General features: G+C 59.9%; 25 protein-coding genes. 7 read left to right on the top strand and 18 right to left on the bottom strand.

Going from position 1 to position 25,698, the window contains the following annotated elements; translation table 11 throughout:
• Nucleotides 1-117 precede the first annotated feature (117 nt).
• The 3 genes from clpB to rluD all read right to left on the bottom strand — a co-directional run bounded on the left by clpB (nucleotide 118) and on the right by rluD (nucleotide 4,498).
• A complete protein-coding gene (gene clpB / locus QRN41_RS23560) occupies nucleotides 118-2,682 on the bottom strand; it encodes an ATP-dependent chaperone ClpB (RefSeq protein WP_034095825.1) in 2,565 nt (854 codons plus the stop codon).
• 131 nt (nucleotides 2,683-2,813) lie between these two features.
• On the bottom strand, nucleotides 2,814-3,539 hold the full coding sequence (gene pgeF / locus QRN41_RS23555; protein ID WP_285422191.1) for a peptidoglycan editing factor PgeF: 726 nt from the start codon (nucleotides 3,537-3,539) through the stop codon (nucleotides 2,814-2,816).
• The gene (gene rluD / locus QRN41_RS23550) at nucleotides 3,536-4,498 is read right to left on the bottom strand and encodes a 23S rRNA pseudouridine(1911/1915/1917) synthase RluD (RefSeq protein ID WP_024073341.1); all 963 of its coding nucleotides are present in this window, start codon (nucleotides 4,496-4,498) and stop codon (nucleotides 3,536-3,538) included. Before rluD ends, pgeF begins: the two co-directional genes overlap by 4 nt.
• Nucleotides 4,499-4,647: 149 nt before the next feature.
• Here rluD and QRN41_RS23545 point away from each other — a divergent pair, with 149 nt between their 5' ends.
• Nucleotides 4,648-5,673, top strand: a complete 1,026-nt coding sequence (locus QRN41_RS23545) for an outer membrane protein assembly factor BamD (protein ID WP_034136922.1) — start codon at nucleotides 4,648-4,650, stop codon at nucleotides 5,671-5,673.
• Nucleotides 5,674-5,799: 126 nt separating this feature from the next.
• Nucleotides 5,800-6,033: a PP0621 family protein gene (locus QRN41_RS23540; RefSeq protein ID WP_034095822.1), complete on the top strand. Its 234-nt coding sequence runs from the start codon at nucleotides 5,800-5,802 to the stop codon at nucleotides 6,031-6,033.
• Here the strand turns inward: QRN41_RS23540 and thiO are convergent.
• From thiO to pilV, 5 genes are all read right to left on the bottom strand, one after another.
• Nucleotides 6,020-7,129 (bottom strand): glycine oxidase ThiO, encoded by a 1,110-nt coding sequence (gene thiO, locus QRN41_RS23535; RefSeq protein WP_034137081.1) that lies wholly within the window; start codon nucleotides 7,127-7,129, stop codon nucleotides 6,020-6,022. The genes QRN41_RS23540 and thiO overlap by 14 nt on opposite strands.
• A 62-nt stretch (nucleotides 7,130-7,191) precedes the next feature.
• Nucleotides 7,192-7,593 carry a type IV pilin protein gene (locus tag QRN41_RS23530; RefSeq protein WP_034136921.1) on the bottom strand — a complete coding sequence of 134 codons (402 nt, stop codon included), beginning with the start codon at nucleotides 7,591-7,593 and terminating at the stop codon, nucleotides 7,192-7,194.
• Between the two features lie 10 nt (nucleotides 7,594-7,603).
• Complete coding sequence (locus QRN41_RS23525; protein WP_123480718.1) at nucleotides 7,604-8,095, bottom strand: pilus assembly PilX family protein; 492 nt, start codon at nucleotides 8,093-8,095, stop codon at nucleotides 7,604-7,606.
• 46 nt (nucleotides 8,096-8,141) lie between these two features.
• Nucleotides 8,142-8,849 carry a prepilin-type N-terminal cleavage/methylation domain-containing protein gene (locus QRN41_RS23520; RefSeq protein ID WP_285422190.1) on the bottom strand — a complete coding sequence of 236 codons (708 nt, stop codon included), beginning with the start codon at nucleotides 8,847-8,849 and terminating at the stop codon, nucleotides 8,142-8,144.
• Nucleotides 8,846-9,331 (bottom strand): type IV pilus modification protein PilV, encoded by a 486-nt coding sequence (gene pilV / locus QRN41_RS23515; protein WP_167417767.1) that lies wholly within the window; start codon nucleotides 9,329-9,331, stop codon nucleotides 8,846-8,848. Before pilV ends, QRN41_RS23520 begins: the two co-directional genes overlap by 4 nt.
• 204 nt (nucleotides 9,332-9,535) lie before the next feature.
• Here pilV and QRN41_RS23510 point away from each other — a divergent pair, with 204 nt between their 5' ends.
• Entirely contained in the window at nucleotides 9,536-10,117 is a 582-nt protein-coding gene (locus tag QRN41_RS23510; protein WP_167417768.1) for a GspH/FimT family pseudopilin, read from the top strand.
• Here QRN41_RS23510 and ispH read toward each other — a convergent pair.
• The 6 genes from ispH to murJ all read right to left on the bottom strand — a co-directional run bounded on the left by ispH (nucleotide 10,071) and on the right by murJ (nucleotide 17,519).
• Nucleotides 10,071-11,018 carry a 4-hydroxy-3-methylbut-2-enyl diphosphate reductase gene (gene ispH / locus QRN41_RS23505; protein ID WP_034095816.1) on the bottom strand — a complete coding sequence of 316 codons (948 nt, stop codon included), beginning with the start codon at nucleotides 11,016-11,018 and terminating at the stop codon, nucleotides 10,071-10,073. The two genes, QRN41_RS23510 and ispH, sit on opposite strands and share 47 nt — an antisense overlap.
• A gap of 111 nt (nucleotides 11,019-11,129) precedes the next feature.
• Nucleotides 11,130-11,567, bottom strand: coding sequence for an FKBP-type peptidyl-prolyl cis-trans isomerase (gene fkpB, locus QRN41_RS23500; protein WP_169868004.1), 438 nt, complete (start codon nucleotides 11,565-11,567; stop codon nucleotides 11,130-11,132).
• A gap of 7 nt (nucleotides 11,568-11,574) precedes the next feature.
• The gene (lspA, locus tag QRN41_RS23495) at nucleotides 11,575-12,084 is read right to left on the bottom strand and encodes a signal peptidase II (RefSeq protein WP_034136916.1); all 510 of its coding nucleotides are present in this window, start codon (nucleotides 12,082-12,084) and stop codon (nucleotides 11,575-11,577) included.
• Nucleotides 12,077-14,908: an isoleucine--tRNA ligase gene (gene ileS / locus QRN41_RS23490; protein WP_034136915.1), complete on the bottom strand. Its 2,832-nt coding sequence runs from the start codon at nucleotides 14,906-14,908 to the stop codon at nucleotides 12,077-12,079. The genes lspA and ileS overlap by 8 nt, the downstream gene beginning before the upstream one ends.
• Before the next feature lie 14 nt (nucleotides 14,909-14,922).
• Nucleotides 14,923-15,861 carry a bifunctional riboflavin kinase/FAD synthetase gene (gene ribF / locus QRN41_RS23485; RefSeq protein WP_034095812.1) on the bottom strand — a complete coding sequence of 313 codons (939 nt, stop codon included), beginning with the start codon at nucleotides 15,859-15,861 and terminating at the stop codon, nucleotides 14,923-14,925.
• A gap of 119 nt (nucleotides 15,862-15,980) precedes the next feature.
• On the bottom strand, nucleotides 15,981-17,519 hold the full coding sequence (gene murJ / locus QRN41_RS23480) for a murein biosynthesis integral membrane protein MurJ (protein WP_034136913.1): 1,539 nt from the start codon (nucleotides 17,517-17,519) through the stop codon (nucleotides 15,981-15,983).
• A 253-nt stretch (nucleotides 17,520-17,772) separates the two neighbouring features.
• On the opposite strand from murJ, the gene rpsT reads away from it, so the two are divergent.
• Nucleotides 17,773-18,051: a 30S ribosomal protein S20 gene (gene rpsT / locus QRN41_RS23475; protein WP_016976313.1), complete on the top strand. Its 279-nt coding sequence runs from the start codon at nucleotides 17,773-17,775 to the stop codon at nucleotides 18,049-18,051.
• A 355-nt stretch (nucleotides 18,052-18,406) separates the two neighbouring features.
• On the opposite strand, the gene QRN41_RS23470 is transcribed toward rpsT, so the two are convergent.
• Nucleotides 18,407-18,892, bottom strand: a complete 486-nt coding sequence (locus QRN41_RS23470) for an FKBP-type peptidyl-prolyl cis-trans isomerase (RefSeq protein WP_034136813.1) — start codon at nucleotides 18,890-18,892, stop codon at nucleotides 18,407-18,409.
• On the opposite strand from QRN41_RS23470, the gene QRN41_RS23465 reads away from it, so the two are divergent.
• The 3 genes from QRN41_RS23465 to yihG all read left to right on the top strand — a co-directional run bounded on the left by QRN41_RS23465 (nucleotide 18,891) and on the right by yihG (nucleotide 22,260).
• Nucleotides 18,891-19,181, top strand: coding sequence for a DUF3565 domain-containing protein (locus QRN41_RS23465; RefSeq protein WP_285422189.1), 291 nt, complete (start codon nucleotides 18,891-18,893; stop codon nucleotides 19,179-19,181). The two genes, QRN41_RS23470 and QRN41_RS23465, sit on opposite strands and share 2 nt — an antisense overlap.
• A gap of 79 nt (nucleotides 19,182-19,260) precedes the next feature.
• Nucleotides 19,261-21,360, top strand: coding sequence for a phosphate acetyltransferase (pta, locus tag QRN41_RS23460; RefSeq protein ID WP_034095809.1), 2,100 nt, complete (start codon nucleotides 19,261-19,263; stop codon nucleotides 21,358-21,360).
• The gene (gene yihG, locus QRN41_RS23455; protein ID WP_034136812.1) at nucleotides 21,361-22,260 is read left to right on the top strand and encodes a 1-acylglycerol-3-phosphate O-acyltransferase, YihG family; all 900 of its coding nucleotides are present in this window, start codon (nucleotides 21,361-21,363) and stop codon (nucleotides 22,258-22,260) included.
• A gap of 111 nt (nucleotides 22,261-22,371) precedes the next feature.
• Here yihG and cysN read toward each other — a convergent pair whose 3' ends face one another.
• The 3 genes from cysN to cysD form a co-directional block, all read right to left on the bottom strand.
• Nucleotides 22,372-24,270, bottom strand: a complete 1,899-nt coding sequence (gene cysN / locus QRN41_RS23450) for a sulfate adenylyltransferase subunit CysN (RefSeq protein WP_040267214.1) — start codon at nucleotides 24,268-24,270, stop codon at nucleotides 22,372-22,374.
• 53 nt (nucleotides 24,271-24,323) lie between these two features.
• The gene (locus QRN41_RS23445; RefSeq protein WP_167417770.1) at nucleotides 24,324-24,665 is read right to left on the bottom strand and encodes a four helix bundle protein; all 342 of its coding nucleotides are present in this window, start codon (nucleotides 24,663-24,665) and stop codon (nucleotides 24,324-24,326) included.
• Between the two features lie 104 nt (nucleotides 24,666-24,769).
• Nucleotides 24,770-25,687 (bottom strand): sulfate adenylyltransferase subunit CysD, encoded by a 918-nt coding sequence (cysD, locus tag QRN41_RS23440; RefSeq protein WP_063033107.1) that lies wholly within the window; start codon nucleotides 25,685-25,687, stop codon nucleotides 24,770-24,772.
• Between the last annotated feature and the right edge of the window lie 11 nt (nucleotides 25,688-25,698).

Here is a 25,698-nt window from a genome sequence, read left to right as displayed (position 1 = left end):
GTGGGTTGACGTTGCTGCGGGGCGCACTTTACAAGCCTTTGCCTTACAGTTCAACGCCCTAGCGAAAAAAAAGGCCCCGCAATGCGGGGCCTTCTCTTATCAACCGGCAGTCAGGCCTCAGTGGAAGACGATTTCGTCGTTTTCCACGCTGGCTGTGACGCTGGTTCCCGGCATAAAACTGCCCGAGAGGATCAACTGCGCCAGCGGGTTTTCGATCCAGCGCTGGATCGCACGTTTCAGAGGGCGTGCGCCATACACCGGGTCGTAACCTACCGCGATCAGTTTGTCCAACGCTTCGCTGCTCAGTTCCAGCGACAGCTCGCGTTCGGCCAGACGACCACGCAGGCGGCCCAACTGGATCTCGGTGATGCCGGCGATCTGATCCCGCGCCAATGGCTCGAAGATCACCACTTCATCGACCCGGTTGATAAATTCCGGGCGGAAGTGCGAGGTCAACGCGTCCATCACCGCTGCACGCTGAGCCTCACGATCTCCTACCAATTCCTGGATCTGTGTAGAGCCCAGATTGGAGGTCATTACGATCACCGTGTTGCGGAAATCCACCGTACGCCCGTGACTGTCGGTCAGACGGCCATCCTCCAGCACTTGCAGCAGGATGTTGAACACATCCGGGTGAGCCTTCTCGACTTCATCCAGCAGGATGACCGAGTAAGGTTTGCGCCGCACAGCTTCGGTCAGGTAGCCGCCCTCCTCGTAGCCCACATAGCCTGGTGGCGCACCGATCAAGCGAGCGACCGAGTGTTTCTCCATGAATTCGGACATATCGATCCGCACCATGGCCTCTTCAGTATCGAAGAGGAACTCGGCCAGGGCCTTGCACAACTCGGTCTTACCCACACCGGTCGGGCCGAGGAACATGAACGATCCACTTGGACGGTTCGGGTCGGACAACCCTGCACGGGAACGCCGCACCGCGTTGGATACCGCCACGACGGCCTCTTCCTGACCGATAACGCGCTGATGCAACAGGCTTTCCATTTTCATCAGCTTATCGCGCTCGCCTTCCAGCATCTTCGACACAGGAATGCCGGTCCACTTGGAGACAACCTCGGCAATTTCTTCCTCGGTCACCTTGCTGCGCAGCAACTGGTTCTCGCTATGGCCATGCTGGTCGACCATCTGCAGGCTGCGCTCCAGATCGGGAATCACCCCGTACTGCAACTCGGCCATACGGTTCAGGTCACCTTTACGGCGTGCGGCCTCCAGCTCCTGACGAGACTGCTCGATTTTTTGCTGAATCTGAGCAGAACCCTGTACTTCGGCTTTCTCCGAGGTCCAGATTTCTTCGAGGTCCGAATACTCCCGCTCCAGACGCTGAATTTCCTCCTGGAGTTTTTCCAGGCGTTTCTTCGCCGCGTCGTCCTCTTCCTTCTTGAGGGCCTGGGATTCCACCTTCAGCTGGATCAAGCGCCGATCCAAACGATCGAGTACTTCCGGCTTGGAGTCGATTTCCATACGGATACGGCTCGCCGCTTCGTCGATCAGGTCAATCGCCTTGTCGGGCAACTGGCGGTCGGTGATATAGCGATGGCTCAATTTGGCCGCCGCAATGATCGCCCCGTCAGTAATCGCCACCTTGTGGTGAACCTCATAACGCTCTTTGAGGCCACGCAGGATTGCGATTGTGTCCTCTTCGCTCGGCTCTTCCACCAGCACTTTTTGGAAGCGCCGCTCAAGCGCCGCGTCCTTTTCGATGTACTGACGGTATTCGTTTAGCGTCGTGGCGCCCACGCAATGCAGCTCACCGCGAGCCAGCGCCGGCTTGAGCATGTTGCCCGCATCCATGGAGCCCTCGCCTTTACCGGCGCCGACCATGGTGTGCAGTTCGTCGATAAACAGAATGATCTGCCCTTCCTGCTTGGACAGCTCGTTCAGCAGGGCTTTGAGGCGTTCTTCGAACTCACCACGGAACTTGGCACCGGCGATCAGCGCCCCCATGTCCAGAGACAACAGACGCTTGCCTTTGAGGCCATCCGGCACTTCACCATTAATGATGCGCTGGGCTAGACCCTCGGCGATCGCGGTTTTACCTACGCCAGGCTCACCGATCAGCACCGGGTTGTTTTTGGTGCGACGCTGCAGTACCTGGATGGTGCGACGAATTTCATCGTCACGACCGATCACTGGGTCGAGCTTGCCGTCTTCGGCGCGCTTGGTCAGGTCGACGGTGTATTTATCCAGAGCTTGGCGCGACTCCTCATGATTAGGGTCGTTCACCGCGTCGCCACCGCGCAGGTTGTTGATGGCGTTTTCCAGGGCTTTCTTACTGACGCCCTGACCCAGCAACAACTTGCCCAGTTTGCTGTTCTCGTCCATGGCGGCGAGCAGCACCAGTTCACTGGAGATGAACTGGTCACCTTTTTGCTGAGCCAGACGATCGGCCTGGTTCAACAGGCGCGCCAGATCCTGGGACATATTTACGTCGCCAGTGGGGTTTTGGATTTTCGGCAGTTGGTCGAGCTCTTTGCTCAACTCCTTGCGCAGGCTGTTGACGTCAAAGCCCACCTGCATCAGCAAGGGCTTGATGGAACCACCTTGCTGCTCCAGGAGCGCCTGCATCAAGTGCGCAGGCTCAATGGCCGGGTGGTCGAGGCCCACCGCCAAGGATTGAGAGTCCGATAAGGCCAACTGCAATTTGCTGGTTAAACGATCAATACGCATTAGTCACCTTCCTTTTGAGCAGGCCGGATCTATAAACACATCCTGAATGAAGAAACCTGCCAGATACCCTTATAGATGTGGTCGATTCTGGGAGATTCAAGCAACAAACAGTTGACGCAGATCAGAAGAGTCTAGCGCTCAAGCCAGATAAGGGAGGCAAATCGTCCGGTGCGAGGACTGCGACGATAAGAAAAGAAACGCGGATCGGTCACGGTGCACAAACCACCACCATAGACCGCCGTGATACCGCGCGCAGCGAGCCGCAGGCGCGCGAGTTGATAGATGTCGGCCATGAACTTGCCAGGATTACGGCTCGGCACGAATGCTTGGGCAGTCGCCGGCAGTTGCTGCATGAACACTTCACGCACTTCCGGACCGACCTCAAAGGCTTGGGGGCCAATCGCCGGGCCCAGCCAGACCAATACGTCGTCAGGCTCGGCGGCCAGGCTATCGACCGTCGCCTCCAGTACGCCGGCCGCCAACCCCCGCCAACCGGCGTGGGCGGCTGCCACGCGGGTGCCGGCGCGGTTGCAAAACAGCGCCGGCAGACAATCGGCAGTCATGGCTGTGCAGGCGATACCCGGCGTGTCGGTCCAGCAGCCATCGGCTTCCAGGGTGCGACCGGGGTCGGCCTTGACGACGTTCACGCCATGAACCTGCCGTAGCCAGGCTGGCTGGATATCGAAGGCTTGGGAAAGTCGACGGCGATTTTCCAGGACTGCCTCAAGGCTGTCCTCGACATGATCGCCCAGGTTGAGGCTGTCGAACGGCGCTAGACTGACGCCGCCCGCACGGGTGGTGACGCAGGCCTTGACCTGAGCCGGCGCGGGCCAGTCAGGAATCAGCCAGTCATTCATCCGATAAACGCCTCGCGGTCCTGTTTGAGCAGCGACAGCAACCACACCAGGTCGTCCGGCAGCGGCGATTCCCAGCTCATGCGCTTACCGCTCGTCGGATGATCCAACTCAAGGAAGCGCGCGTGCAGGGCCTGACGCGGAAAGGATTTCAGCGATTCAACCATGGTCGCGCTGGCGGCCGGCGGAATGCGGAAGCGACCGCCGTAGGCCGGATCGCCGACCAACGGGAAGTTGATATGGGCCATGTGCACGCGAATCTGGTGGGTACGACCGGTTTCCAGCTTGACCCGCACATGGGTGTGGGACCGGAAACGCTCCAAGACTCGATAGTGGCTCACGGCCTGCTTGCCACCTTCCATCACCGCCATACGCTGGCGCTGCTGGCCGTGGCGACCGATAGGGGCGTTGATCTTGCCACCGGCCACCACCACGCCGATCACGATGCACTCGTAGATCCGGCTGACGCTGCGGCTTTGCAACTGGGTGACCAGTTGGGTCTGGGCCTGAATGGTCTTGGCGACCACCATCAGACCGGTGGTGTCCTTGTCCAGTCGGTGCACGATGCCGCAACGCGGCACATTGATGATGTCCGGTACGTGGTGCAACAGGGCATTGAGCAAAGTGCCATCAGCGTGCCCGGCAGCCGGGTGCACCACCAGGCCTGCGGGTTTGTTGATGACCAGGATGTCGTCGTCTTCATAGACGATGTCCAGCTCGATGTCCTGGGCGACCCACTCTCCCTGGGCTTCCTGCTCGGCAGTCAGCTCAAGAATCGCACCGCCATGGACTATGTCTCGCGGGCGGATAACCGCTCCATCCACAGTCAGGCGGCCGTCTTTGATCCAGGCGGAAAGGCGCGAGCGCGAGTGCTCAGCGAATAATTGTGCGGCGACTTGATCGAGGCGTTGGCCGCCCAATTCGGACGGCACCTCTGCGCGAAGTTCAATTTTATCGGACATGCTCAGACTAGGCGTGGCACAGCCTTTGGTTTCGGCTGCGCGCTTGTGGTTAAATACGGCGTCTTTTGCCCCGAGGCTTTCAACGGGGCGCTCATCATAACAGGACGGCCCCGCCCAAGACAGCGGCCGTCATAGGGACGCAAGCCGCCATGCAAGTGAAACACCTGCTGCTGATCGCCATCCTCGCCATGACTGCTGCTTGCTCGTCAACAAAGGAAGTCGTCGACGAAAACCTGAGCGAAGTCGAGCTGTACCAACAGGCTCAGAAAGACTTGGACAATAATAGCTACACCAGCGCCACAGCCAAGCTGAAGGCACTGGAGTCACGCTATCCGTTCGGTCGCTACGCTGACCAGGCCCAACTCGAGCTGATCTACGCCAACTACAAGAACGCCGAGCCGGAAGCTGCCAAGTCCGCCGCCGAGCGCTTCATCCGCCTGCACCCGCAGCACCCGAACGTGGACTACGCCTACTATATGAAGGGCCTGACCTCGTTCGACCAGGACGTTGGCCTGCTGGCGCGCTTCCTGCCGCTGGACATGACCAAGCGCGACCCGGGTGCGGCCCGCGACTCCTATAACGAGTTCGCCCAGCTCACCAGCCGCTATCCCAACAGCCGCTACGCGCCGGACGCCAAGCAGCGCATGATCTACCTGCGCAACCTGCTGGCTTCCTACGAGATCCACGTCGCGCACTACTACCTGACCCGTCAGGCCTACGTCGCCGCCGCCAACCGTGGTCGCTATGTGGTGGAGAACTTCCAGGAAACCCCATCCGTGGGTGATGGCCTGGCCGTAATGACCGAGGCTTACCAGCGTCTGCACCTGGACGAACTGGCCGCTACCAGCCTGGAAACCCTCAAACTCAACTATCCCGATCACCCAAGCCTGAAAGACGGCCAGTTCGTACCTCAGGTTGCCGAAGCTGACAACCGCTCGTGGCTGAGCAAGTACACCCTGGGTCTGATCGAATCCCGCCCACCGCTGCCGCCGGGCGAAACCCGCGCCAACCAGGACGTGATCAAGCAATTCCAGGACGCCAAGGACGCTATTCCTTCCGACCTCAAACCGCACGACGAAAACGGCGACGTGATCGAAGAGGAAGAACCGCAAGCCCTGGGCAACAATCAGGACCGCTCGTGGTTCAGCTACATGACTTTTGGCCTATTCGACTGATCAGCCCATGTAGCACCTAAAAGGGAGCCTCCAGAGGCTCCCTTTTTCATGGGCAGCATTATTGCTCTGTGCGCCTGCCACGTCCTTGGCTAAACTGGCGCATTCCTTGTCGAGAAACTGCCCATCATGCTACGTCTTTTGTTCTGGATTGCCGTCATTGCCGCCGCGGTATGGTTCTGGCGCAAGTTCAAAAGCCCAGCCACCAAGCAGCAGCGCGCCAACGAGCCGGATGCCGCGCTGATGGTGCGCTGCGCTCACTGCGGCGTGCACCTGCCGCAGGATCGCGCCTTGCGGCTGCGCCAGGAGTGGTACTGCACCCAGGCGCATCTGGAGCAGGGGCCAAAGTCTATCCAGCGTTGATTCGACCTTCTGGCGCATAAGGCGCCGGGTCGATAATCGGCTTATTGCCTAGCAGCAGGTCGGCGAACAGCTGACAGGACGCAGGCGCCAGAACCAGACCGTTGCGGTAATGCCCGCAGTTGAGCCATAAACCTTTGAACCCCGGCACCGGGCCTATATAGGGAATACCTTCCGGCGACCCCGGTCGCAAACCGGCCCAGTGCCCCACCACTTCAGCATGGGCCAGGGCAGGAATCAGCTCGACAGCAGAAGCCTTCAGGCTTTCCAATGCGGTCTCGGTGGGCGTCTTATCGAAGCCTTCGTGTTCCAGTGTGCTGCCGATAAGAATATGCCCGTCCCTTCGCGGAATCGCATAACGGCCCTTGGCGAGGACCATGCTCGACAGAAAGTTCGAATCACACTTGTAGAGAATCATCTGACCTTTGACCGGTTCCACCGGCAGCGATAAGCCGAGCGTGCCGAGCAGGTCACCGCTCCACGCCCCTGCCGCCAGCACCACCTGATCGCCCAGGATCGGCCCCTGCGCCGTATCCACCCCCGCCACACGGCCGTTATCTACCGCAAACCCCGTCACCACACACTGCTCGCGAATCGTCACACCAGGCAATGCCAACAGCGCAGCCTTGAGGGATTTGACCAGGCGCGGGTTACGCACATTGGCAACGTTGGCCATAAAAATTGCTTGCGAGTACCCACCCCCCAACACCGGAACAGCATCATGGGCGACTGATATATCCACTTTGCTCAAGGGGCGTCCCTCGCGGACAGCCCAGGCCAGCGCTTCGGGCTCATCGTCCAGATCCAGCCAGTACAAACCGGTGGTATGCACCTGCGGGTCGACACCGGTGGTGGCAAACAGGCGCTCGGCCAATTGCGGGTAAAAATCCTGGGACCAATGGGCCAACGCGGTGACCGCTGGGCTATAGCGCCACGGATACAGCGGCGAAACGATGCCACCACCCGCCCAGGACGACTCCTGCCCTACCCCGGCGCGCTCCAGTAGCACTACCGCCTGCCCCTGGGTCGCCAGGTTGAACGCTGTCAACAAGCCGATGACTCCGCCACCGACAATCACCACTTGCTGTTGCTTAGCCATCATTCGATCCAATCGATAAAAAGGAACAAGCGCCACCGGCGCCCAGTCATCCAGCATTCGCATCATTGCCCCCAGCACGCCTGGCGCGACATCTCCGGCGCCGCGCCTGGATTGCTGCGTGCGCCGGTGCTGGTCAGGCTGAACTCGCCACAGGCGTCGCCGTCCATGATCGAGCCAGCCACAGGCGTAGCCAGCAAACGGAAATCCTGAGGGTTCAATGCGACGGAGATTCTATAGCGATCATCGCCAGCACTGACGCCGCTTGCGTCAATAAAAGTGCCGTTCTTCGCATAGAACCGCTCCAGGTGCTGCGCCTGCTCAGTCAATAGGCCGACGATTTGTACACGGTAGGCCTTTTTCACCTGCGCCGTGTAACCGGGGTAAACGATCCCAGCCAGAATCGCGATGATCACCACACCGATCAGTAATTCCAACAGGGTAAAACCTCGGGTGTCCATGCCCATCCCATTGCTCCTATAGAAGTTGTCGCCATAACACTCGCCGAAATCGCGAGCCTGCCTCCCCGTCTACTCGGGCATATACGCTCTCCAGCACCGTGCGGGCCTGACCGCTCCAGCCGACTGCCGTCACTCGATACAGTGCGGCCTTTGTATTCGGCGGCAAGTGCGCGATCCCGCGCCCCATGCCTAGAAACTGAACGCCGTACAGCCCCCCTTTGAGGGCAACCCAAGACACCGCTGAAACCGGATGGGTGCCTGCGGCAATCACCGAAAACGCTTCATCCGGTGGCGCACAGGTGGTGATTGACTGGCACTGCGGCAACGTCCCACCACTACGCCGCGCGCTCCACTCTCCGAGTCTCAAACCGCTCTCGGCACTTTGCAGCGACTGATTGCGATGCCAGAAACTGGCGGCCATCTTTTGCTGAGCCACCACCCCTTGCATCGAGGACAGGCCAATCAGCGATAACAGCAGCAAAAACACCAGACTCAATAGCAGCGCCATGCCTGACTGCCGCCGATAAGTTATCCAAACGCCCTGCATAACAGCCCTACCCCAGACGGTTTCGTAGCGCCGCCACGACGCTGTAGGTTTGCGCCTTGACCCGACCGGAGGGGTCTTGCAGCGTCATGAGGACGCGCACGCTGCGAATCAACGCCACGTCAGCAGGGCTTGCGTCGTAGCGCACCACCTTTGCCGATACGGCATTAGCCGCAATGCCGAAACTGATGTCGAACGCCTGAACGTTATCCACCAGTACTGCTTTGGCCGGTGCGGCCGGCGTGCTGACCTTTAACTGGCCCGCCTCAAAGGTGTAGGTGATCTGGCGTATCGCGAATCGAATCTGCCCAGGCCCAGGCGCAGGAGAGAAGCCGGTGTAAGCCTGGGCGGTACCTGTGCAATCTGACAGTACCGTCCAATCGGGCCTGCCACTGCCTTCGCCGGTGCTGGTCGTAACTAATGTCAGCGACTTCGAATCAGTGCCGGCGCTCCAACTGATCGGCAGCTCAAATGCCGGCGGTGCCTGTTCGATATGAGCGCTAGCCAGGCAACCGAACATGCCGGCTTGACGAATATCCTGGATCATCTTGCCAAGCGCGAACCGCGCGTCGTCCTGCAACAACATGGCGGCCTGCTGGCTGGCGTGGGTCGCTCGGGAACTGATCGCCACCTGACTGACCCCGAGCACCAGTATCAACCCCAAGGTCAGGGCCAACAGCAACTCCACCAGGGTAAAACCTCGCGACCTTCGGTTCATTGTGCACCCTCCGGATCGCTGTCGATGCGAGTGGTCAGGGTGACCGTTTCGCGCGCACCAACCGCGCCGGCACCGCGGCTGTCATCCCAACTGATACTCACGGTGACCTCATTGGCACTGATCGCCACCGAACCTTTGGCGCTCTGCCCGGCGAAGCTCAGAATATTGGCCTCGAAATCATGCAGGTCCAGGTCGCGCACGCTGGCACCTGCGGTGCTGGCCGGAGCGCGCTCCGAGCGGCTCCATGCGTAATCGGCGCCGGCATTGGCGCGGATTCGGTCAAGCATGTCGTAAGCAATAAAGCTGGCCTGACTGCTCATCCTCGAACTGTCCGTGGACTTTAGCGCGTTGAGTTGGATCACCGCCGCGCCCAGCAAGCCCACGGCGAGAATCAGTACCGCCACCAGCACCTCGATAAGGGTCGTGCCGGTTTGTCGTCGAGATAAAGCAGATGCAAAAAAAATGTTCGGGCGAGCAAGCATCACCGTCGTCATCCGTGTCGAGGGCCGAAAAGAGCAGACAAACGCTGCCGTGCGACCCAAGACTAGCGTCGGTTTTTTACCCGCGCTGTCCCCGGAACAAAGGGAAATACTTTGGACATAAAGGCCATCATCCGAGGCCAAGATCCAGCCGCTATACCTTTGGCTGCACCTGAAATATCTACCGCGTCCACGGAGGGACAACCTATGCAACAACGAGGTTTCACCCTGATCGAACTGCTGCTGGGGCTGATCGTCAGCAGCATCCTGGCCCATCTCACAGTGCCCGGACTCAAGACGTTGCTGGAGTCACAACAGCAACGAAGCGCCGCGCAATCCCTGGCGAGCGGGCTGCGTTTCGCACGCACCGAGGCCATCGCGCGAAACCGGGCGGTGGTCATTCATGCGTTGAACAATGATTGGAGTCACGGCTGGCGCGTGATTGTGGATGTCAGCGGGCGTGGCCCTCTGGATGAAGACAATCCGGTGCTGCTGGAGCGACAGGACTCCGGACGGGTAGCCATCGTCGGTAATGGGCCGGTGAAGAGCCAGGTACGGTTCAGCGGGATGGGCGAGCCGGTATTTTCCGGCGGAGGGTTCCGCGCAGGGACGTTACATGTGTGTGGCACGGACCGGGCACAGAGCCTACACCAAGTGGTGCTGGCCCCCAGCGGCCGCATCAGCCTGCGCAGAGACAGCGTCGAGCAGGCGTTGTGCCGGAGTTATTCCGGCACCCTGGCACTCAGAGCAGCGAACGTACCCGCAGCTCCTTGGGCATGGAGAAAGTGATGTTCTCCTCGCGCCCAGCCAACTCATCGGCGCCGGTCGCGCCCCATTCGTGCAACTGCTGGATGACGCCGCGCACCAGCACTTCCGGCGCCGAAGCGCCTGCGGTGATACCGATACGCTCGACGCCATCGAACCAACTGCGCTGCATGTCTTCGGCACCATCGATCAGGTACGCGGGCGTCGCCATGCGCTCGGCCAACTCGCGCAGACGATTGGAGTTGGAGCTGTTCGGGCTGCCGACCACCAGGACCACGTCGCATTCATCGGCCAGTTGCTTGACCGCATCCTGGCGATTTTGCGTGGCGTAGCAGATGTCATCCTTACGCGGCCCGCCGATCGCTGGAAAGCGCGTGCGCAAGGCATCGATGACGCGACTGGTGTCGTCCATGGATAAAGTGGTCTGGGTCACGAATGCCAAGCGTTCCGGGTTGCGCACTTGCAGATTGGCGACGTCTTTTTCGTCCTCAACCAGGTAGATGGCGCCGCCGTTGCTGGCGTCGTACTGGCCCATGGTGCCTTCGACTTCCGGGTGGCCGGCATGACCGATCAGGATGCACTCGCGGCCGTCGCGGCTATAGCGCGCAACCTCAATATGGACTTTGGTGACCAATGGGCACGTTGCATCGAAGACTTTCAGGCCACGACCTGCCGCTTCGCTGCGCACGGCCTGGGAAACCCCGTGAGCACTGAAAATAACGATAACGTCGTCCGGCACTTGGTCGAGTTCCTCGACAAAGATGGCACCGCGCGCGCGCAGGTCTTCGACTACGAACTTGTTATGCACCACTTCATGGCGCACGTAGATCGGTGGCCCGAAGACTTCGAGAGCGCGGTTGACGATTTCGATCGCCCGATCCACACCGGCACAGAAGCCACGGGGGTTGGCGAGTTTGATTTGCATGCTGTGCCTCGTGCCTGGCGCTTGGGTCAGAGTTGATGCTGCTGAACTGACAATTGAGGTCAGAGGTGTGAGGGAGATGGCTCCCTCACACATTCTAGATCGGGGCGTTGATCAAAGTGCCTTAACGTCGATGATTTCCACATCAAACGTCAAGGTTTTACCGGCCAACGGGTGGTTGAAGTCGATGGTCACTTGCGCGTCATCGAACGCCTTGACCACCCCTGGCAGTTCGGTATTCGCCGCATCGTTGAAAATCACCAGCAGGCCTTCAGAAAGCTCCATGTCCTGGAACTGCGAACGCGGGATGATCTGCACATTCTGCGGATTGGGCTGGCCAAACGCATTTTCCGGCTGGATCTGCAGGGTACGCTTGTCGCCGGCCTTGAAACCGAACAAGGCCGCTTCGAAACCCGGCAGCAGGTTGCCGTCGCCGACTTTGAAGGTGGCCGGAGCTTTATCGAACGTGCTGTCGACCGTGTCGCCGTTTTCCAGGCGCAGTGCGAAATGCAAAGTGACTTCCGTGTTCTGGCCGATACGTTGCTCAGCCAATACCTGATCAGTCATTGACGGTCTCTCCGGTTTTCTTACTTTTGAACATATCCAGCGCCAACATGATTGCACCGACGGTGATCGCGCTGTCGGCAAAGTTGAATGCTGGGAAGTAATGACGGTTCTGCCAGTGCACCAGGATAAAGTCGATCACATGGCCCAGGGCAATGCGGTCGTACAGGTTACCCAACGCGCCGCCCAACACTAGGGCCAAGGCCACAGCCAGCCAAGTGTCATCGCGGCCCAGGCGCTTGAGCCAGACCACCAGCACCGCACTGACCACTACCGCGATCAGAGCAAACAGCCAACGCTGCCAACCGCCACCGTCGGCAAGGAAGCTGAACGCCGCACCGGTGTTGTAAGCCAGTGTCCAGCTGAAGTAGTCCGGGATCACCACGATTTGCTGGAACATTTCCAGGGAGCTTTCGAAGTGAGCCTTGCTGACCTGGTCGATGACCAGGACCAGCAAACTCAATACAAGCCAGCCCAGACGTCCGAAACGGCCGGCGTTAGGCATAGTGGCGAACCTCACCGGCACCGCTGATGTTGTCGACGCAGCGACCGCAGATTTCAGGATGCTCAGGGTTCACACCGACATCTTCACGGCAGTGCCAGCAACGGGCGCACTTGGCGAAAGCCGACTTGACCACTTTGAGCTTCAGGCCAGGCACTTCCGTCGCCACGGCATCCGCCGGGGCTTGGGCGAAAGGCGCCAGGGTCGCGGTGGAGGTGATCAACACAAAGCGTAGCTCGTTGCTCAGTTTGGCCAGGTCGGCGGTCAGACCTTCCTCGGCAAACAGGGTAACTTCGGCTTGCAGGTTGCCACCAACCGCCTTGGCCGCGCGCTGAACCTCCAACTCCTTGTTCACCGCAGCCTTGACGGCCATCACACCTTCCCAATACTCGCGGCCCAGCTCGAAGTCGGCCGGCAATTCGGTCAGGCCTTCGTACCAGGTGTTGAGCATTACGGACTCGTTACGCTCGCCTGGCAGGTACTCCCACAGTTCATCGGCGGTGAAGGCCAGGATCGGTGCGATCCAGCGCACCAGCGCCTCGGAGATGTGGTACAGCGCGGTCTGCGCCGAGCGGCGCGCCTTGCTGTTGGCGCCGGTGGTGTACTGGCGGTCCTTGATGATGTCGAGATAGAAACCGCCCAACTCCTGCACACAGAAGTTGTGGATCTTCGAGTAGACGTTCCAGAAACGGTATTCGCCGTAGTGTTCCTGCAACTCGCGTTGCAGCAACAGGGTACGGTCCACGGCCCAACGGTCCAGGGCGAGCATGTCTTCGGCCGGCAGGATGTCGGTGGCCGGGTTGAAACCGCTCAGGTTCGACAGCAGGAAGCGTGCGGTATTACGGATACGGCGGTAGGCATCGGCGCTGCGCTGCAGGATCTGCTCCGACACGGCCATTTCGCCGGAATAGTCGGTAGAAGCCACCCACAGACGCATGATGTCGGCACCCAGGGTGTCGTTGACTTTCTGCGGCGCGATCACGTTGCCCAGGGACTTGGACATCTTGCGGCCGTTTTCGTCGACGGTGAAACCATGGGTCAGCAGTTCGCGGTACGGCGCGTGGTCGTCGATGGCGCAACCGGTGAGCAGCGACGAGTGGAACCAGCCACGGTGTTGGTCCGAGCCTTCCAGGTACAGGTCGGCGCGCGGGCCGCTCTGGTGGCCCATCGGATGCGAGCCGCGCAGTACGTGCCAGTGTGTGGTGCCCGAGTCGAACCAGACATCGAGGGTGTCGCTGATCTTGTCGTACAGCGGCGCTTCGTCGCCCAGCAGCTCGGCGGCGTCCAGTTTGAACCAGGCTTCGATGCCTTCCTGTTCAACGCGCTGGGCCACTTCTTCCATCAGTTCGACGGTACGCGGGTGCAGCTCGCCGCTTTCCTTGTTGAGGAAGAACGGGATCGGCACGCCCCAGTTGCGCTGACGGGAGATGCACCAGTCCGGACGGTTGGCGATCATCGAGTGCAGGCGCGCCTGGCCCCAGGCCGGGATAAAACCGGTGTCTTCGATGGCTTTGAGCGCGCGATTGCGCAGGGTGTCACCGGCAACCGGTTGTTTGTCCATGCCGATAAACCACTGTGCGGTGGCGCGGTAGATCAGCGGGGTCTTGTGGCGCCAGCAGTGCATGTAGCTGTGCTGGATAGTCGCGGTCTGCATAAGCGCGCCAACTTCGCGCAGCTTGTCGATGATGGCCTTGTCAGCTTTGAAGATGAATTGGCCACCGAAGAACTCCAGCGACGGTACATAGACGCCGTTGCTTTGCACTGGATTGATGATGTCATCGTTGACCAGGCCGTACTTCTTGCAGATCACAAAGTCGTCGACGCCGTAGGCGGGCGAGCAGTGAACCACGCCCGTACCCGAGCCCAGCTCGACGTAATCGGCCAGGTACACCGGCGACAGACGGTCATAGAACGGATGACGGAAGTTGATCAACTCCAGCGCCGAACCTGTGGTGGTGGCGATCACCGAACCTTGCAACTCGTAGCGCGCCAGGCAGGCCTCGACCATTTCCTCGGCCAGCACCAGCAGGCGATCACCGACGTCCACCAGGGCGTAGGTGAATTCCGGGTGCACGTTCAATGCCTGGTTGGCGGGAATCGTCCACGGGGTGGTGGTCCAGATCACAATGGCCGCCGGCTTGGCCAGGCTGGCCAGGCCGAACGCATCGGCCAGCTTGGCCTCGTCGGCGATCGGGAAGGCTACGTCGATGGTCGAGGACTTCTTGTCCTCGTACTCGACTTCCGCTTCCGCCAGGGCCGAGCCGCAGTCGAAGCACCAGTTCACGGGCTTGAGGCCCTTGAACACGAAACCGCCCTTGACGATTTCGGCCAAGGCGCGGATTTCACCGGCCTCGTTCTTGAAGTTCATGGTTTTGTACGGGTTGGCCCAGTCGCCCAACACGCCCAGGCGGATAAACTCGGACTTCTGCCCTTCGATCTGCTCGGTAGCGTACGCACGGCACAGTTCGCGCGTCTTGTCGGCACCCAGGTTCTTGCCGTGGGTCACTTCGACTTTGTGTTCGATCGGCAGGCCGTGGCAGTCCCACCCTGGAACATAAGGTGCGTCGAAACCCGAAAGGGTTTTCGAACGGATGATCATGTCCTTGAGGATCTTGTTCAGCGCATGACCGATGTGAATCGTGCCATTGGCATAAGGAGGGCCGTCGTGCAGGACGAATTTCGGACGATCCTTGCCAATTTCGCGCAACTTTCCGTACAGGCCAATACTGTCCCAGCGCTGCAGGATCTGCGGTTCGCGCTGTGGCAGGCCGGCCTTCATTGGGAAGGCGGTGTCCGGAAGGTTTAGCGTGGCTTTATAGTCGGTCATTTAAGGCTCTTCGGTTAGCGATGGGCGCTAGGTGCGGCTAGTGCACGGGCGGCGGCGACATCCGCATTGATCGCCGTTTTCAACGCCTCAAGGGAGGCGAAACGCTGCTCTTCACGCAGCTTCTGGTGGAAAACCACCGTCAAACGCCGGTCATACAGATCACCGGCAAAATCCAAAAGATGAACTTCCAGGTGGGCCTTGCCATCACCTGCAACCGTGGGCCTGACGCCTATGTTGGCGACTCCGGACCACGATTGACCGTCGATGTCGACGCTGACCAGATAAACCCCGGTCAGCGGCACACGGCGGCGCTTGAGTTGCACGTTGGCGGTTGGCGTGCCCAATTGGCGCGCCAGCTTCTGGCCGTGCAGTACCCGCCCGGCGATGCGGAACGGGCGACCGAGCAAACGCTCGGCCAACGCGAAGTCGGCAGCGGCCAAGGCATTACGCACCTGGGTACTGCTCACGCGCAGGCCATCCAGTTCGACGGTTTGCGCAGCTTCGACGGTAAACCCCTGGCTGACGCCGGCCTGTTGCAGAAACTCGAAATCGCCGACGCGATCGCAGCCGAAACGGAAGTCGTCACCGACCTCCAGGTGCTGTACACCCAGGCCATCGACCAGGATGCGGTCGACGAACTCGGCGGCACTGAGGCTTTGCAAACGCTGGTTGAAGGCCAGGCAGAGGACGCGGTCCACACCTTCTTCGGCCAGCAATTGCAGTTTATCGCGCAGGCGTGCCAGGCGAGCTGGCGCGGTCTCAGGGGAGAAAAACTCCCGCGGCTGGGGCTCAAAAATCACCACGCAGCTGGGCACGCCCAACTCGACCGCACGCTCGCGCAGCCTGGCCAGGATAGCCTGGTGGCCACGGTGAACACCGTCAAAGTTGCCAATAGTGGCGACGCAGCCCCGATGCTGGGGGCGCAGGTTGTGGAGACCTCGAACCAGCTGCATAACGCGCTTCTTGCTCATAAAGTGGTCGATTATAACCACACACTGCCCCGGACGACAGGCAACAGCGCAGGCCAAATGGGTCGAATCGATAAAACACCGGTTTTATCGCGGCAAACTCTCTAATTCAGTGACTTGCGATTGAAATCCCGTAGCCGGAAACCTTGCAGCAGCAACATTCCGAAGTACACCACCACACCAGCGATCACCAGCACACCCAGTCGCATAAAGCGCTCCAGCATGTGGCCCTGATCCCAGGCGGGCATTATGTGCATCAAGCCAAGCAGTACGGCGGACATCGCCCCTACCGCCACCAGCAATTTGATCGCGAATATCCCCCAGCCCGGCTGCGGCTGAAACATCTGCTGCTTGCGCAGTTGATAGAACAGCAGGCCAGCATTGATGCAGGCGCCAGCACTGATTGCCAAGGCCAAGCCGGCATGAGCCAGCGGGCCGATAAACAGCAAATTGAGCAGTTGCGTGACGATCAGGGTGAAGATTGCGATTTTCACCGGCGTGCGGATGTTCTGCTGAGCATAGAAGCCCGGCGCCAGCACTTTGATCACGATGATGCCGAGCAGGCCGACGGAGTAGGCGATCAGCGCGTGCTGGGTCATCTGGGCGTCATGGGCGTCGAACTGACCATATTGGAACAACGAGACCGTCAACGGCTCGGCCAGAATCCCCAGCGCCAGGGAACAGGGCAGCACCAGCACAAAGCACAGGCGCAGGCCCCAATCGAGAATGCGCGAATACTCCTGGCGATCCTTACTGGCGTAGGTGCGCGCCAGGGTCGGCAGCAAGATCGTGCCGAGCGCCACCCCCAGCACCCCGGAAGGCAATTCCATCAGGCGGTCGGCGTAGTACATCCACGACACCGAGCCGGACACCAGCAGGGAGGCGAATGCAGTATTGATGATCAGCGAGATCTGGCTGACCGATACACCAAGGATCGCCGGCAACATATTGCGCATGACACGCCAAACACCGGTGTCCTTGAGGTTCAGGCGCGGCAGTACCAGCATGCCGATCTTCTTCAAATGCGGCAGTTGGTAAAGCAATTGCGCCAGGCCGCCGGCCAGCACCGCCCAGCCCAGCGCCATCACCGGCGGATCGAAGTACGGCGTGAGGAACAGCGCAAAGATGATCATGCTCACGTTCAGCAGGGTCGGCACGAAGGCCGGCACCGAGAAACGGTTCCAGGTATTGAGGATCGCCCCGGCCAGGGACGACAGGGAGATCAGCAATATATAAGGAAAGGTCACGCGCAACAGGTCGGTGGTTAGCGCAAATTTTTCTGGGGTGTTGGCAAAGCCGGGCGCCGTGGCCCAGATCACCCACGGAGCGGCCAGCATGCCCAGGGCAGTCACCAGCATCAGTACCAGGGTGAGCAGCCCGCAAACATAGGCGATAAAGGTACGCGTCGCTTCTTCGCCCTGCTGGGTCTTGTACTCCGCCAGAATCGGCACGAACGCCTGTGAAAAGGCGCCCTCGGCAAAGATACGCCGCAGCAGGTTGGGCAATTTGAAGGCGATAAAGAAGGCATCCGTGGCCATACTGGCGCCAAAGATGCGCGCTAGCAGGGTGTCACGCACAAACCCCAGAACCCGGGAAATCATCGTGATAGAGCTGACGGCGGCCAGCGATTTGAGCAGATTCATCGAAAGAGTTTGCGCCTATAGATAAAGAGCAGGCGAACTGTGCGCCTACTTATGCGATACTGCGCGCCTGCAACAGCACAGAGCCAAAGCTCGCGAGTTTACAGGTCAAGCGCCGGAAATAAATCACCCGCCTCTTCAGATCGACCGCTCAGCAGTTCGCATCAGCCGCCCTTGACAACCCATCAAGTCATCGGCATGATTCGCGGCCTATTTTGTTTGCTATTTCCTAAAAAGTCTTTCGAGGAGCTCGACGGTGGCCAACACACCTTCCGCCAAAAAACGTGCAAAACAGGCTGAGAAGCGTCGCAGCCACAACGCCAGCCTGCGTTCCATGGTTCGTACCTACATCAAGAATGTAGTTAAAGCCATCGACACCAAAGACGCTGAAAAAGCTCAAGCTGCTTACGTTCTGGCTGTGCCAGTTATCGACCGTATGGCCGATAAAGGCATCATCCACAAGAACAAGGCCGCTCGTCATAAGAGCCGCCTGAATGGCCACATCAAGGCTCTGAGCGTTGCTGCAGCAGCCTAAGTGGTAACAACTGCAACGCAACCCAGGTTGCGTAACAGTTAAGAAATGCCCCGTACCGAAAGGTCCGGGGCATTTTTGTTGGGGCCTGAAAATCCCCCCCTGCGGGATGTGCGGTTTTTTTGTGATGAGCGGGCTTGCCCCGCGCTGGGCTGCGCAGCAGCCCCAATACATTCAACGCGTTCCTCCAGACAGAACCCAATCTCAGGTTTTAGGGCCGCTTCGCGCCCCGGCGCGGGGCAAGCCCGCTCACCACAAAAAGCCCGCTCACCACTGGAAACCGGTCAACCAAAAAATGCAGGCAAAAAAACGCCCCGAACCAGTCGGGGCGTTTTGCTACCTATTGATCAAACCACGATCAATGGTGATGACCGCCTTCACCATGGACGTGGCCGTGGGCCACTTCTTCCTGGGAAGCGTCGCGGATGTCAACGATCTTCACTTGGAAGTTCAGGCGCTGGCCAGCCAGGGGATGGTTGCCGTCGACGGTAACGTCGTCGCCGTCCAGATCACGGATAGTGACGATCTGCATTTGGCCGTCCGGCGCCGAAGCGTGGAACTGCATGCCCACTTCCAACTCATCAACACCTTCGAACATGCTGCGGTTCAGGGTGCTGACCAGTTCGGCGGAATATTCGCCGTAGGCATCTTCAGGTTCCACGGCAACGGTCAGCTCATCACCAACTACTTTGCCTTCCAGGGCCTTTTCCAGGCCAGGAATGATGTTGCCTGCGCCATGCAGGTAGACCAGCGGCGCGCCGCCGGCTGAGCTGTCGATGACCTCACCAGCGTCGTTGGTGAGGGTATAGTCGATGGAGACAGCCTTGTTAGCGGCGATCGTCATGGGGCGAGACCTTTTGCATAAGAATGAAGAACGGACAAGTCTAAACAAGGATTTGCCCGAAAGCGAACAGAACCCGGACGGACGGGGCCGATCAACGGCATCCTACATCGTCGCGTTCCATCAGGACGACAGCGCGCACTGGGTGGCCGAGCTGTCCTGCGGCCACACCCAGCACCTGCGCCACCAGCCGCCTTGGCAATCCCGCGCCTGGGTGCTGGCCCCGCGGCAACGCAGTGAAAAAATAGGCCAACGCTTTGCCTGCGGCTGGTGTGCGCAAGCCCGCGAATAGCGATAACCTTGGCACCTGATTCCCGGCAGGCCCTCAGTCATAGAGCGCCACCGAAGCCATGCACCTCCAGAGAATTCGCATGCAGACTTTTTTTATCGCGCCCACCGATTTTGGTGTGGGTCTGACCTCCATCAGCCTCGGGCTGGTGCGCACCCTCGAACGAGCCGGACTGAAAGTCGGCTTCTTCAAGCCAATTGCCCAGCCCCACCCCGGCGACACCGGCCCCGAACGCTCCACCGAACTGGTGGCGCGCACCCACGGCCTCAAGCCGCCACAGCCGTTGGGCCTTGCCCACGTAGAGCGGATGCTCGGCGACGGCCAGCTCGATGAGCTGCTGGAAGAAATCATCACGCTGTATCAGCAGGCCGCCGTGGGCAAGGATGTGCTCATCGTCGAGGGCATGGTGCCGACCCGTAGCGCCAGCTATGCCGCACGGGTCAACCTGCACCTGGCCAAGAGCCTCGATGCGGAAGTGATCCTGGTGTCCGCCCCGGAAAACGAAGTGCTCACCGAGCTGTCCGGCCGCGTGGAGTTGCAGGCGCAACTGTTCGGCGGGCCGAAAGACCCGAAAGTGCTGGGGGTGATCCTCAACAAAGTACGCACCGATGAAAGCATGGAGGCCTTCTCGGCACGCCTGAAGGAGCATTCGCCGTTGTTGCGCAGCGGTGATTTCCGTCTGCTGGGCTGCATTCCCTATCAGCCAGAACTTAACGCGCCACGCACCCGCGACGTCGCCGACCTGATGGGTGCGCAGATCCTCAACGCCGGCGATTACGAAACCCGGCGCATGACTCGCATCATCATCTGCGCCCGCACCATGCGTAACACCGTGGAACTGCTCAAGCCCGGCGTGTTGGTGGTGACCCCCGGCGACCGCGACGACATTATCCTGGCCGTCAGCCTGGCCGCCATCAACGGCGTACCCCTGGCCGGGTTGCTGCTGACCAGCGACACCCTGCCCGACCCGCGCATCATGGACCTGTGCCGCGGCGCCTTCCAGGCCGGGCTGCCGGTGCTGTCGGTGAGTACCGGCTCCTACGAAACCGCCAACCTGCTCAACAACCTGAACAAGGAAATCCCCATCGATGACCGCGAGCGCGCCGAGATCATTACCGATTTCGTCGCCAGCCATCTCGATGCGCGTTGGCTGCACCAACGCTGCGGCACGCCGCGGGAGATGCGCCTGTCGCCGGCGGTGTTCCGCTACCAATTGATCCAGCGTGCCCAGGCCGCCAACAAGCGCATCGTTTTGCCCGAAGGCAGCGAACCGCTGACCGTACAGGCCGCCGCTATCTGCCAGGCCCGAGGCATTGCGCGCTGCGTGCTGTTGGCCAAACCGGCGGATGTGGAAGCCGTGGCCCGCGCCCAAGGCATCGAGCTGCCCGAAGGGCTGGAGATTCTCGACCCGGACCTGATCCGAGAGCGTTACGTCGAACCCATGGTGGCGCTGCGCAAGAGCAAGAGTCTCAATGCGCCGATGGCCGAGCAGCAATTGGAAGACACCGTGGTGATCGCCACCATGATGCTGGCCCTGGATGAAGTCGACGGGCTGGTGTCCGGCGTCATCCACTCCACCGCCAATACCATCCGCCCGGCCTTGCAACTGATTAAAACCGCACCAGGTTGCACGCTGGTGTCGTCGGTGTTCTTCATGCTGTTTCCCGAGCAGGTGTTGGTGTACGGCGACTGTGTGATGAACCCGCACCCGAGCGCCGCCGAACTGGCGGAAATCGCCCTGCAGAGCGCCGACTCGGCGCAGGCGTTCGGCATCACGCCACGGGTGGCGATGATCAGTTACTCCAGCGGCGATTCGGCCAGCGGCGAAGAAGTCGAGAAAGTCCGCGAAGCCACGCTGCTCGCCCACGAGCAACAGAGTTCACTGCTGATCGACGGCCCGCTGCAATACGACGCCGCCGCCAATGAAACCGTGGCCCGCCAACTGGCACCTAACAGCCCGGTCGCTGGCAAGGCTACGGTGTTTGTATTCCCGGACCTGAACACCGGCAACACCACCCACAAAGCGGTGCAGCGCAGCGCCGACTGCGTAAGCCTGGGGCCGATGCTTCAGGGCCTGCGCAAACCGGTCAACGACCTGCCGCGCGGCGCCCAGGTCGACGACATCGTGTACACCATCGCGCTGACCGCGATCCAAGCCGCCAATCGACCTATGGATATCTAAATGCTGGATTTTCTACCTGCCGCCGTACGCGGGGTGATCGCCTCGCTGTTGCTGGCGCTGAACACCATCCTGTTGTGTTCGTTCCTGTTTGTCGTGGCGCTGTTCAAGGCCCTGCCCTTCGCCAAGGGGTTCAGCGAATGGCTGATGAACCACACCCATGAGGCCTGGGTGACCAACAACAAGGGTTGGATGAACCTGGTTCAGCGCACGCGCTGGCATGTGAAGGGCCTTGAAGGCCTGGATTATCAGCATTCCTATCTGGTGACCAGCAACCACCAGAGCTGGGTCGACATCATGGTGCTGCAATACGTGCTCAATCGTCGGATTCGCCCACTGAAGTTCTTCCTCAAACAGGAACTGATTTGGGTGCCGGTGATTGGACTGGCGTGGTGGGCCCTGGGCTTTCCATTCATGAAGCGTTACACCAAGGCCTACCTGGAAAAACACCCGGAGAAGAAAGGCAAGGATCTGGAAACCACTCGCAAGACCTGTGCGAAATTTCGCGACAACCCGGTGGGCATCTTCAACTTCGCCGAAGGCACGCGGTTTACGCCGGCCAAACACGCACAGCAGAACTCGCCGTTTCGCTACCTGCTCAAACCCAAGGCCGGCGGTATCGCGTTTGTACTGGATGCCATGGGCGAGCAATTGAAGTCACTGGTGAACGTGACCATTCACTACCCCGCAGGGCGCCCTGGGTACTGGGATTTGCTATGCGGGAAGGTGAAGGACGTGGTGGTGCAGTTTGACGAGGTGCAGATCCCGGTCGAGTTTATCGGCAGGAATTATGAGCAGGATGGGGAGTATCGGCTGGCGTTCCAGGGGTGGATCAATCAGCTGTGGGAAGAGAAGGATGGGTTACTGGACAAGCTACATAAAGACTTCCCAGACAAACGATAATCAAAAGGTGGGAGAGGGCTTGCCCTCGATAGCAGTGTGTCAGTCAGTACATCTGTCACTGGTACATCGCTATCGGGGGCAAGCCCCCTCCCACATTTGATTGCGCGAAGCTTAGATCGCGCCGCGCTGGCGCAACAGCTCCAGCACTTGCTTGACGCTCTCTTCCAGCGATAGGGCCTGGGTATCGATTACCAGATCGGCGTTCAACGGCACGTCGTATGGGAAGGATTCGCCCGGGATGTTATCCCCACCGGCGGCGTACAGACCTTGCGGGTCACGCTCGGCGCACACCAGCGGCGATGCTTGCACGTAGACCGTCAACAGGCGATCGCTGCCAATCAGCGCCTTGGCCTGCTCGCGACCTTCGGCATCCGGTGCGACGAACGCGGCCAGGGTCAACAGCCCGGCTTCGTTGAACTGACGCGCAACGTGAGCCGCGCGCCGCCAGTTTTCAGTACGCCCGGCGCGATCCTGCGGTAGCCCTTTGTTGAGGTCGTGACGCAGGTTTTGGCCATCCAGCACGAATACCGCGCGGCCCATATCGAACAGCTTGCGCTCGACCGCATAGGCCAGGGTGCTCTTACCGGCGCCCGACAAACCGCTGAACAACACGGTAGCCGGTTGCTGGCCGAAGCGTATGGCGCGCTCTTCGGTTGCCACATGGGCCAACTTGCCGTGGTGCGATGCACTGCCATGGCTGACCGGCGGCGCGATGATCATGCCGGCCGCCACGGTGCCATTGGTCAGGCGATCGATGACGATAAAGGCGCCAGTGGTGCGGTTGCTGTCGTAACCGTCCAGCGCGATGGCGGCGTCGAGGCTCACCTTGACCCGGCCGATCTCATTCAACTGCAACGAACTCGCCGGGCCTTCGGCCAGGGTGTTCACGTCCACGCGGTGCACGATGCTGGTAATGGAACCGGGCACATAGCTGGTGGCGCGCTTGATGTCGTATTTCTTACCCGGCAGCATCGGCTCTTCGGCCATCCACACCAGCATGGCGTCGAACGCGTCGGCCACTTGCGGCACGTTATCGGCATGCACCAGCAAGTCGCCACGGGAGATATCGATTTCGTCTTCCATGGTCAGGGTCACAGCCTGGCCTGGGCCGGCGTGTTCCAGCTCACCTTCAAACGTGACGATGGATTTGACGCGACTGCTCTTGCCCGACGGCAGCACCACGACTTCGTCGCCCTTGTGCACGATGCCGCTGGCCAGGGTGCCGGCAAACCCACGGAAGTTCAGGTTCGGACGGTTGACGTACTGCACCGGGAAACGCAGGTCGGTGTAGTTGCGGTCGTTGGCGATCTCGACGGTTTCGAGGATCTCCATCAACGACTGGCCGGTGTACCAAGGCGAACGCTCGCTCTTGTTGACCACGTTGTCGCCCTTGAGCGCCGACATCGGCACGAACGCCATGGTGCTCGGCTTGAACGCGATGCCTTCGGCGAACTTCAGGTAATCGGCCTTGATCGCCTCGAACACGCTTTGGTCGAAGCCGTTGATGTCCATCTTGTTGACGGCAATCACGATGTGCTTGATGCCCAGCAACGAGGCGATATAGCTGTGGCGACGGGTCTGGGTCTGCACACCGTAGCGTGCGTCGATCAGGATGATCGCCAGGTCACAGGTGGACGCACCGGTGGCCATGTTGCGGGTGTACTGCTCATGGCCGGGTGTGTCGGCGATGATGAATTTGCGCTTGGCGGTGGAGAAGTAGCGATAGGCCACATCAATGGTGATGCCCTGCTCACGCTCGGCCTGCAAGCCGTCGACCAGCAAGGCCAGGTCGATGTCGTCACCGGTGGTGCCGGACTTCTTCGAATCGCGGGTAATAGCTTCCAGGTGATCTTCGTAGATCATCTTGGAGTCGTGCAGCAGGCGCCCGATCAGGGTGCTCTTGCCGTCGTCGACGTTGCCACAGGTCAGGAAGCGCAACATTTCCTTGCGCTCGTGCTGGCCCAGGTAGGCGAGGATGTCCTCGCTGATCAAATCAGATTGATGGCTCATTGGGTTCAAGCTCCGAGCTGTAAGCTTCAAGCGGCAAGCTTGTCGGCGTACAGCTAGTCAGAAATTTTGTTGATCAGGCCGCAGAGCATTTTTGAGAGCTCGCGAGTTTCTGTAATCCAGTTTTCAGCCAGCGGGCGGGCGATGTAAGCAATGTCGCGACCGATGAGAATCTGTGTCCGTAACTCACCACAAGAAGCCTTCGCTATCCAAAGAAAACGCGCCTTTTCTTTAGCACTGCGACGCTCCATACCCTCAGCAATATTAGAGGGCACCGAAAGTGCAGAGCGAGTAATCTGGTCCTTAAAACCAAGATCCCTGCATTGCGCCAACTCCCGGTAGACTCCCACCGCTAAACATTTGCTTCTCTGCCAAACGACCAACTTCTCGAAGTCCATTACGAGTCACTCGATAGCGGCTCGCAACAACCGGCTGCAAGCACCAAACCGCCAAATTACGCATACCGCCTTTAACTTGCAGCTTGCCGCTTGTAACTCGAAACTTAAAAGTACCCCTGACGTTTTTTATCTTCCATAGAGCCGGCGCCATCATGGTCGATGACCCGGCCCTGGCGCTCGGAAGTTCGCGTCAGGAGCATTTCCTGAATGATGTCCGTCAGCGTCTCGGCTTCGGACTCCACCGCGCCCGTCAACGGGTAGCAGCCAAGGGTACGGAAACGTACTTTCTTTTTGACGATGCGGGCTTTGTCTTCGTCGGACAAATGTTCGAGGATGCGGTCGTCGTCGATCATGATCAACGTGCCGTTCTTCTCGATCACTTCACGTTCAGCAGCGAAGTACAGCGGCACGATCGGGATGCCTTCGAGGTAGATGTACTGCCAGATGTCCAGCTCGGTCCAGTTGGACAGCGGGAACACGCGGATCGACTCGCCCTTGTTGACGTTGCCGTTGTAGACGTTCCACAGCTCCGGACGCTGGTTCTTCGGGTCCCAGCGGTGTTTGCTGTCGCGGAACGAGTACACACGCTCTTTGGCGCGGGATTTCTCTTCATCGCGACGGGCGCCGCCGAATGCTGCGTCGAAACCATACTTGTCCAGAGCCTGCTTGAGGCCCTCGGTCTTCATGATGTCGGTGTGCTTGGCGCTGCCGTGGGTGAATGGGTTGATGCCCTGCGCCACACCGTCCGGGTTGACGTGGGTGATCAGGTCCAGGCCCAGTTCTTCGACCATCTTGTCGCGGAACTTGTACATCTCCTGGAATTTCCAGCGGGTGTCGACGTGCATCACCGGGAAGGGCAGCTTGCCCGGAAAAAACGCCTTGCGTGCCAGGTGCAGCATCACGGCAGAGTCTTTACCGATCGAGTAGAGCATCACCGGGTTGTCGAACTCGGCGGCGACCTCGCGGATGATGTGGATGCTTTCCGCCTCCAGCTGTTTCAGATGCGTCAGTTTGTCGACCATGGTTACTCACG

Source organism: Pseudomonas sp. efr-133-TYG-23 (assembly GCF_030209215.1).
GTDB lineage: Bacteria > Pseudomonadota > Gammaproteobacteria > Pseudomonadales > Pseudomonadaceae > Aquipseudomonas > Aquipseudomonas rhodesiae.
This window is presented reverse-complemented; position numbering and strand designations above follow the sequence as displayed.

Bases quoted from the DNA above. Each gene is read 5' to 3' on its own strand.
- clpB (WP_034095825.1), bottom strand. From the start codon at position 2,682: ATGCGTATTGATCGTTTAACCAGCAAATTGCAGTTGGCCTTATCGGAC.
- pgeF (WP_285422191.1), bottom strand. From the start codon at position 3,539: ATGAATGACTGGCTGATTCCTGACTGGCCCGCGCCGGCTCAGGTCAAG.
- rluD (WP_024073341.1), bottom strand. From the start codon at position 4,498: ATGTCCGATAAAATTGAACTTCGCGCAGAGGTGCCGTCCGAATTGGGC.
- QRN41_RS23545 (WP_034136922.1), top strand. From the start codon at position 4,648: ATGCAAGTGAAACACCTGCTGCTGATCGCCATCCTCGCCATGACTGCT.
- QRN41_RS23540 (WP_034095822.1), top strand. From the start codon at position 5,800: ATGCTACGTCTTTTGTTCTGGATTGCCGTCATTGCCGCCGCGGTATGG.
- thiO (WP_034137081.1), bottom strand. From the start codon at position 7,129: ATGGCTAAGCAACAGCAAGTGGTGATTGTCGGTGGCGGAGTCATCGGC.
- QRN41_RS23530 (WP_034136921.1), bottom strand. From the start codon at position 7,593: ATGGGCATGGACACCCGAGGTTTTACCCTGTTGGAATTACTGATCGGT.
- QRN41_RS23525 (WP_123480718.1), bottom strand. From the start codon at position 8,095: ATGGCGCTGCTATTGAGTCTGGTGTTTTTGCTGCTGTTATCGCTGATT.
- QRN41_RS23520 (WP_285422190.1), bottom strand. From the start codon at position 8,849: ATGAACCGAAGGTCGCGAGGTTTTACCCTGGTGGAGTTGCTGTTGGCC.
- pilV (WP_167417767.1), bottom strand. From the start codon at position 9,331: ATGCTTGCTCGCCCGAACATTTTTTTTGCATCTGCTTTATCTCGACGA.
- QRN41_RS23510 (WP_167417768.1), top strand. From the start codon at position 9,536: ATGCAACAACGAGGTTTCACCCTGATCGAACTGCTGCTGGGGCTGATC.
- ispH (WP_034095816.1), bottom strand. From the start codon at position 11,018: ATGCAAATCAAACTCGCCAACCCCCGTGGCTTCTGTGCCGGTGTGGAT.
- lspA (WP_034136916.1), bottom strand. From the start codon at position 12,084: ATGCCTAACGCCGGCCGTTTCGGACGTCTGGGCTGGCTTGTATTGAGT.
- ileS (WP_034136915.1), bottom strand. From the start codon at position 14,908: ATGACCGACTATAAAGCCACGCTAAACCTTCCGGACACCGCCTTCCCA.
- ribF (WP_034095812.1), bottom strand. From the start codon at position 15,861: ATGCAGCTGGTTCGAGGTCTCCACAACCTGCGCCCCCAGCATCGGGGC.
- murJ (WP_034136913.1), bottom strand. From the start codon at position 17,519: ATGAATCTGCTCAAATCGCTGGCCGCCGTCAGCTCTATCACGATGATT.
- QRN41_RS23465 (WP_285422189.1), top strand. From the start codon at position 18,891: ATGGGGCGAGACCTTTTGCATAAGAATGAAGAACGGACAAGTCTAAAC.
- QRN41_RS23470 (WP_034136813.1), bottom strand. From the start codon at position 18,892: ATGACGATCGCCGCTAACAAGGCTGTCTCCATCGACTATACCCTCACC.
- pta (WP_034095809.1), top strand. From the start codon at position 19,261: ATGCAGACTTTTTTTATCGCGCCCACCGATTTTGGTGTGGGTCTGACC.
- yihG (WP_034136812.1), top strand. From the start codon at position 21,361: ATGCTGGATTTTCTACCTGCCGCCGTACGCGGGGTGATCGCCTCGCTG.
- cysN (WP_040267214.1), bottom strand. From the start codon at position 24,270: ATGAGCCATCAATCTGATTTGATCAGCGAGGACATCCTCGCCTACCTG.
- QRN41_RS23445 (WP_167417770.1), bottom strand. From the start codon at position 24,665: ATGGACTTCGAGAAGTTGGTCGTTTGGCAGAGAAGCAAATGTTTAGCG.
- cysD (WP_063033107.1), bottom strand. From the start codon at position 25,687: ATGGTCGACAAACTGACGCATCTGAAACAGCTGGAGGCGGAAAGCATC.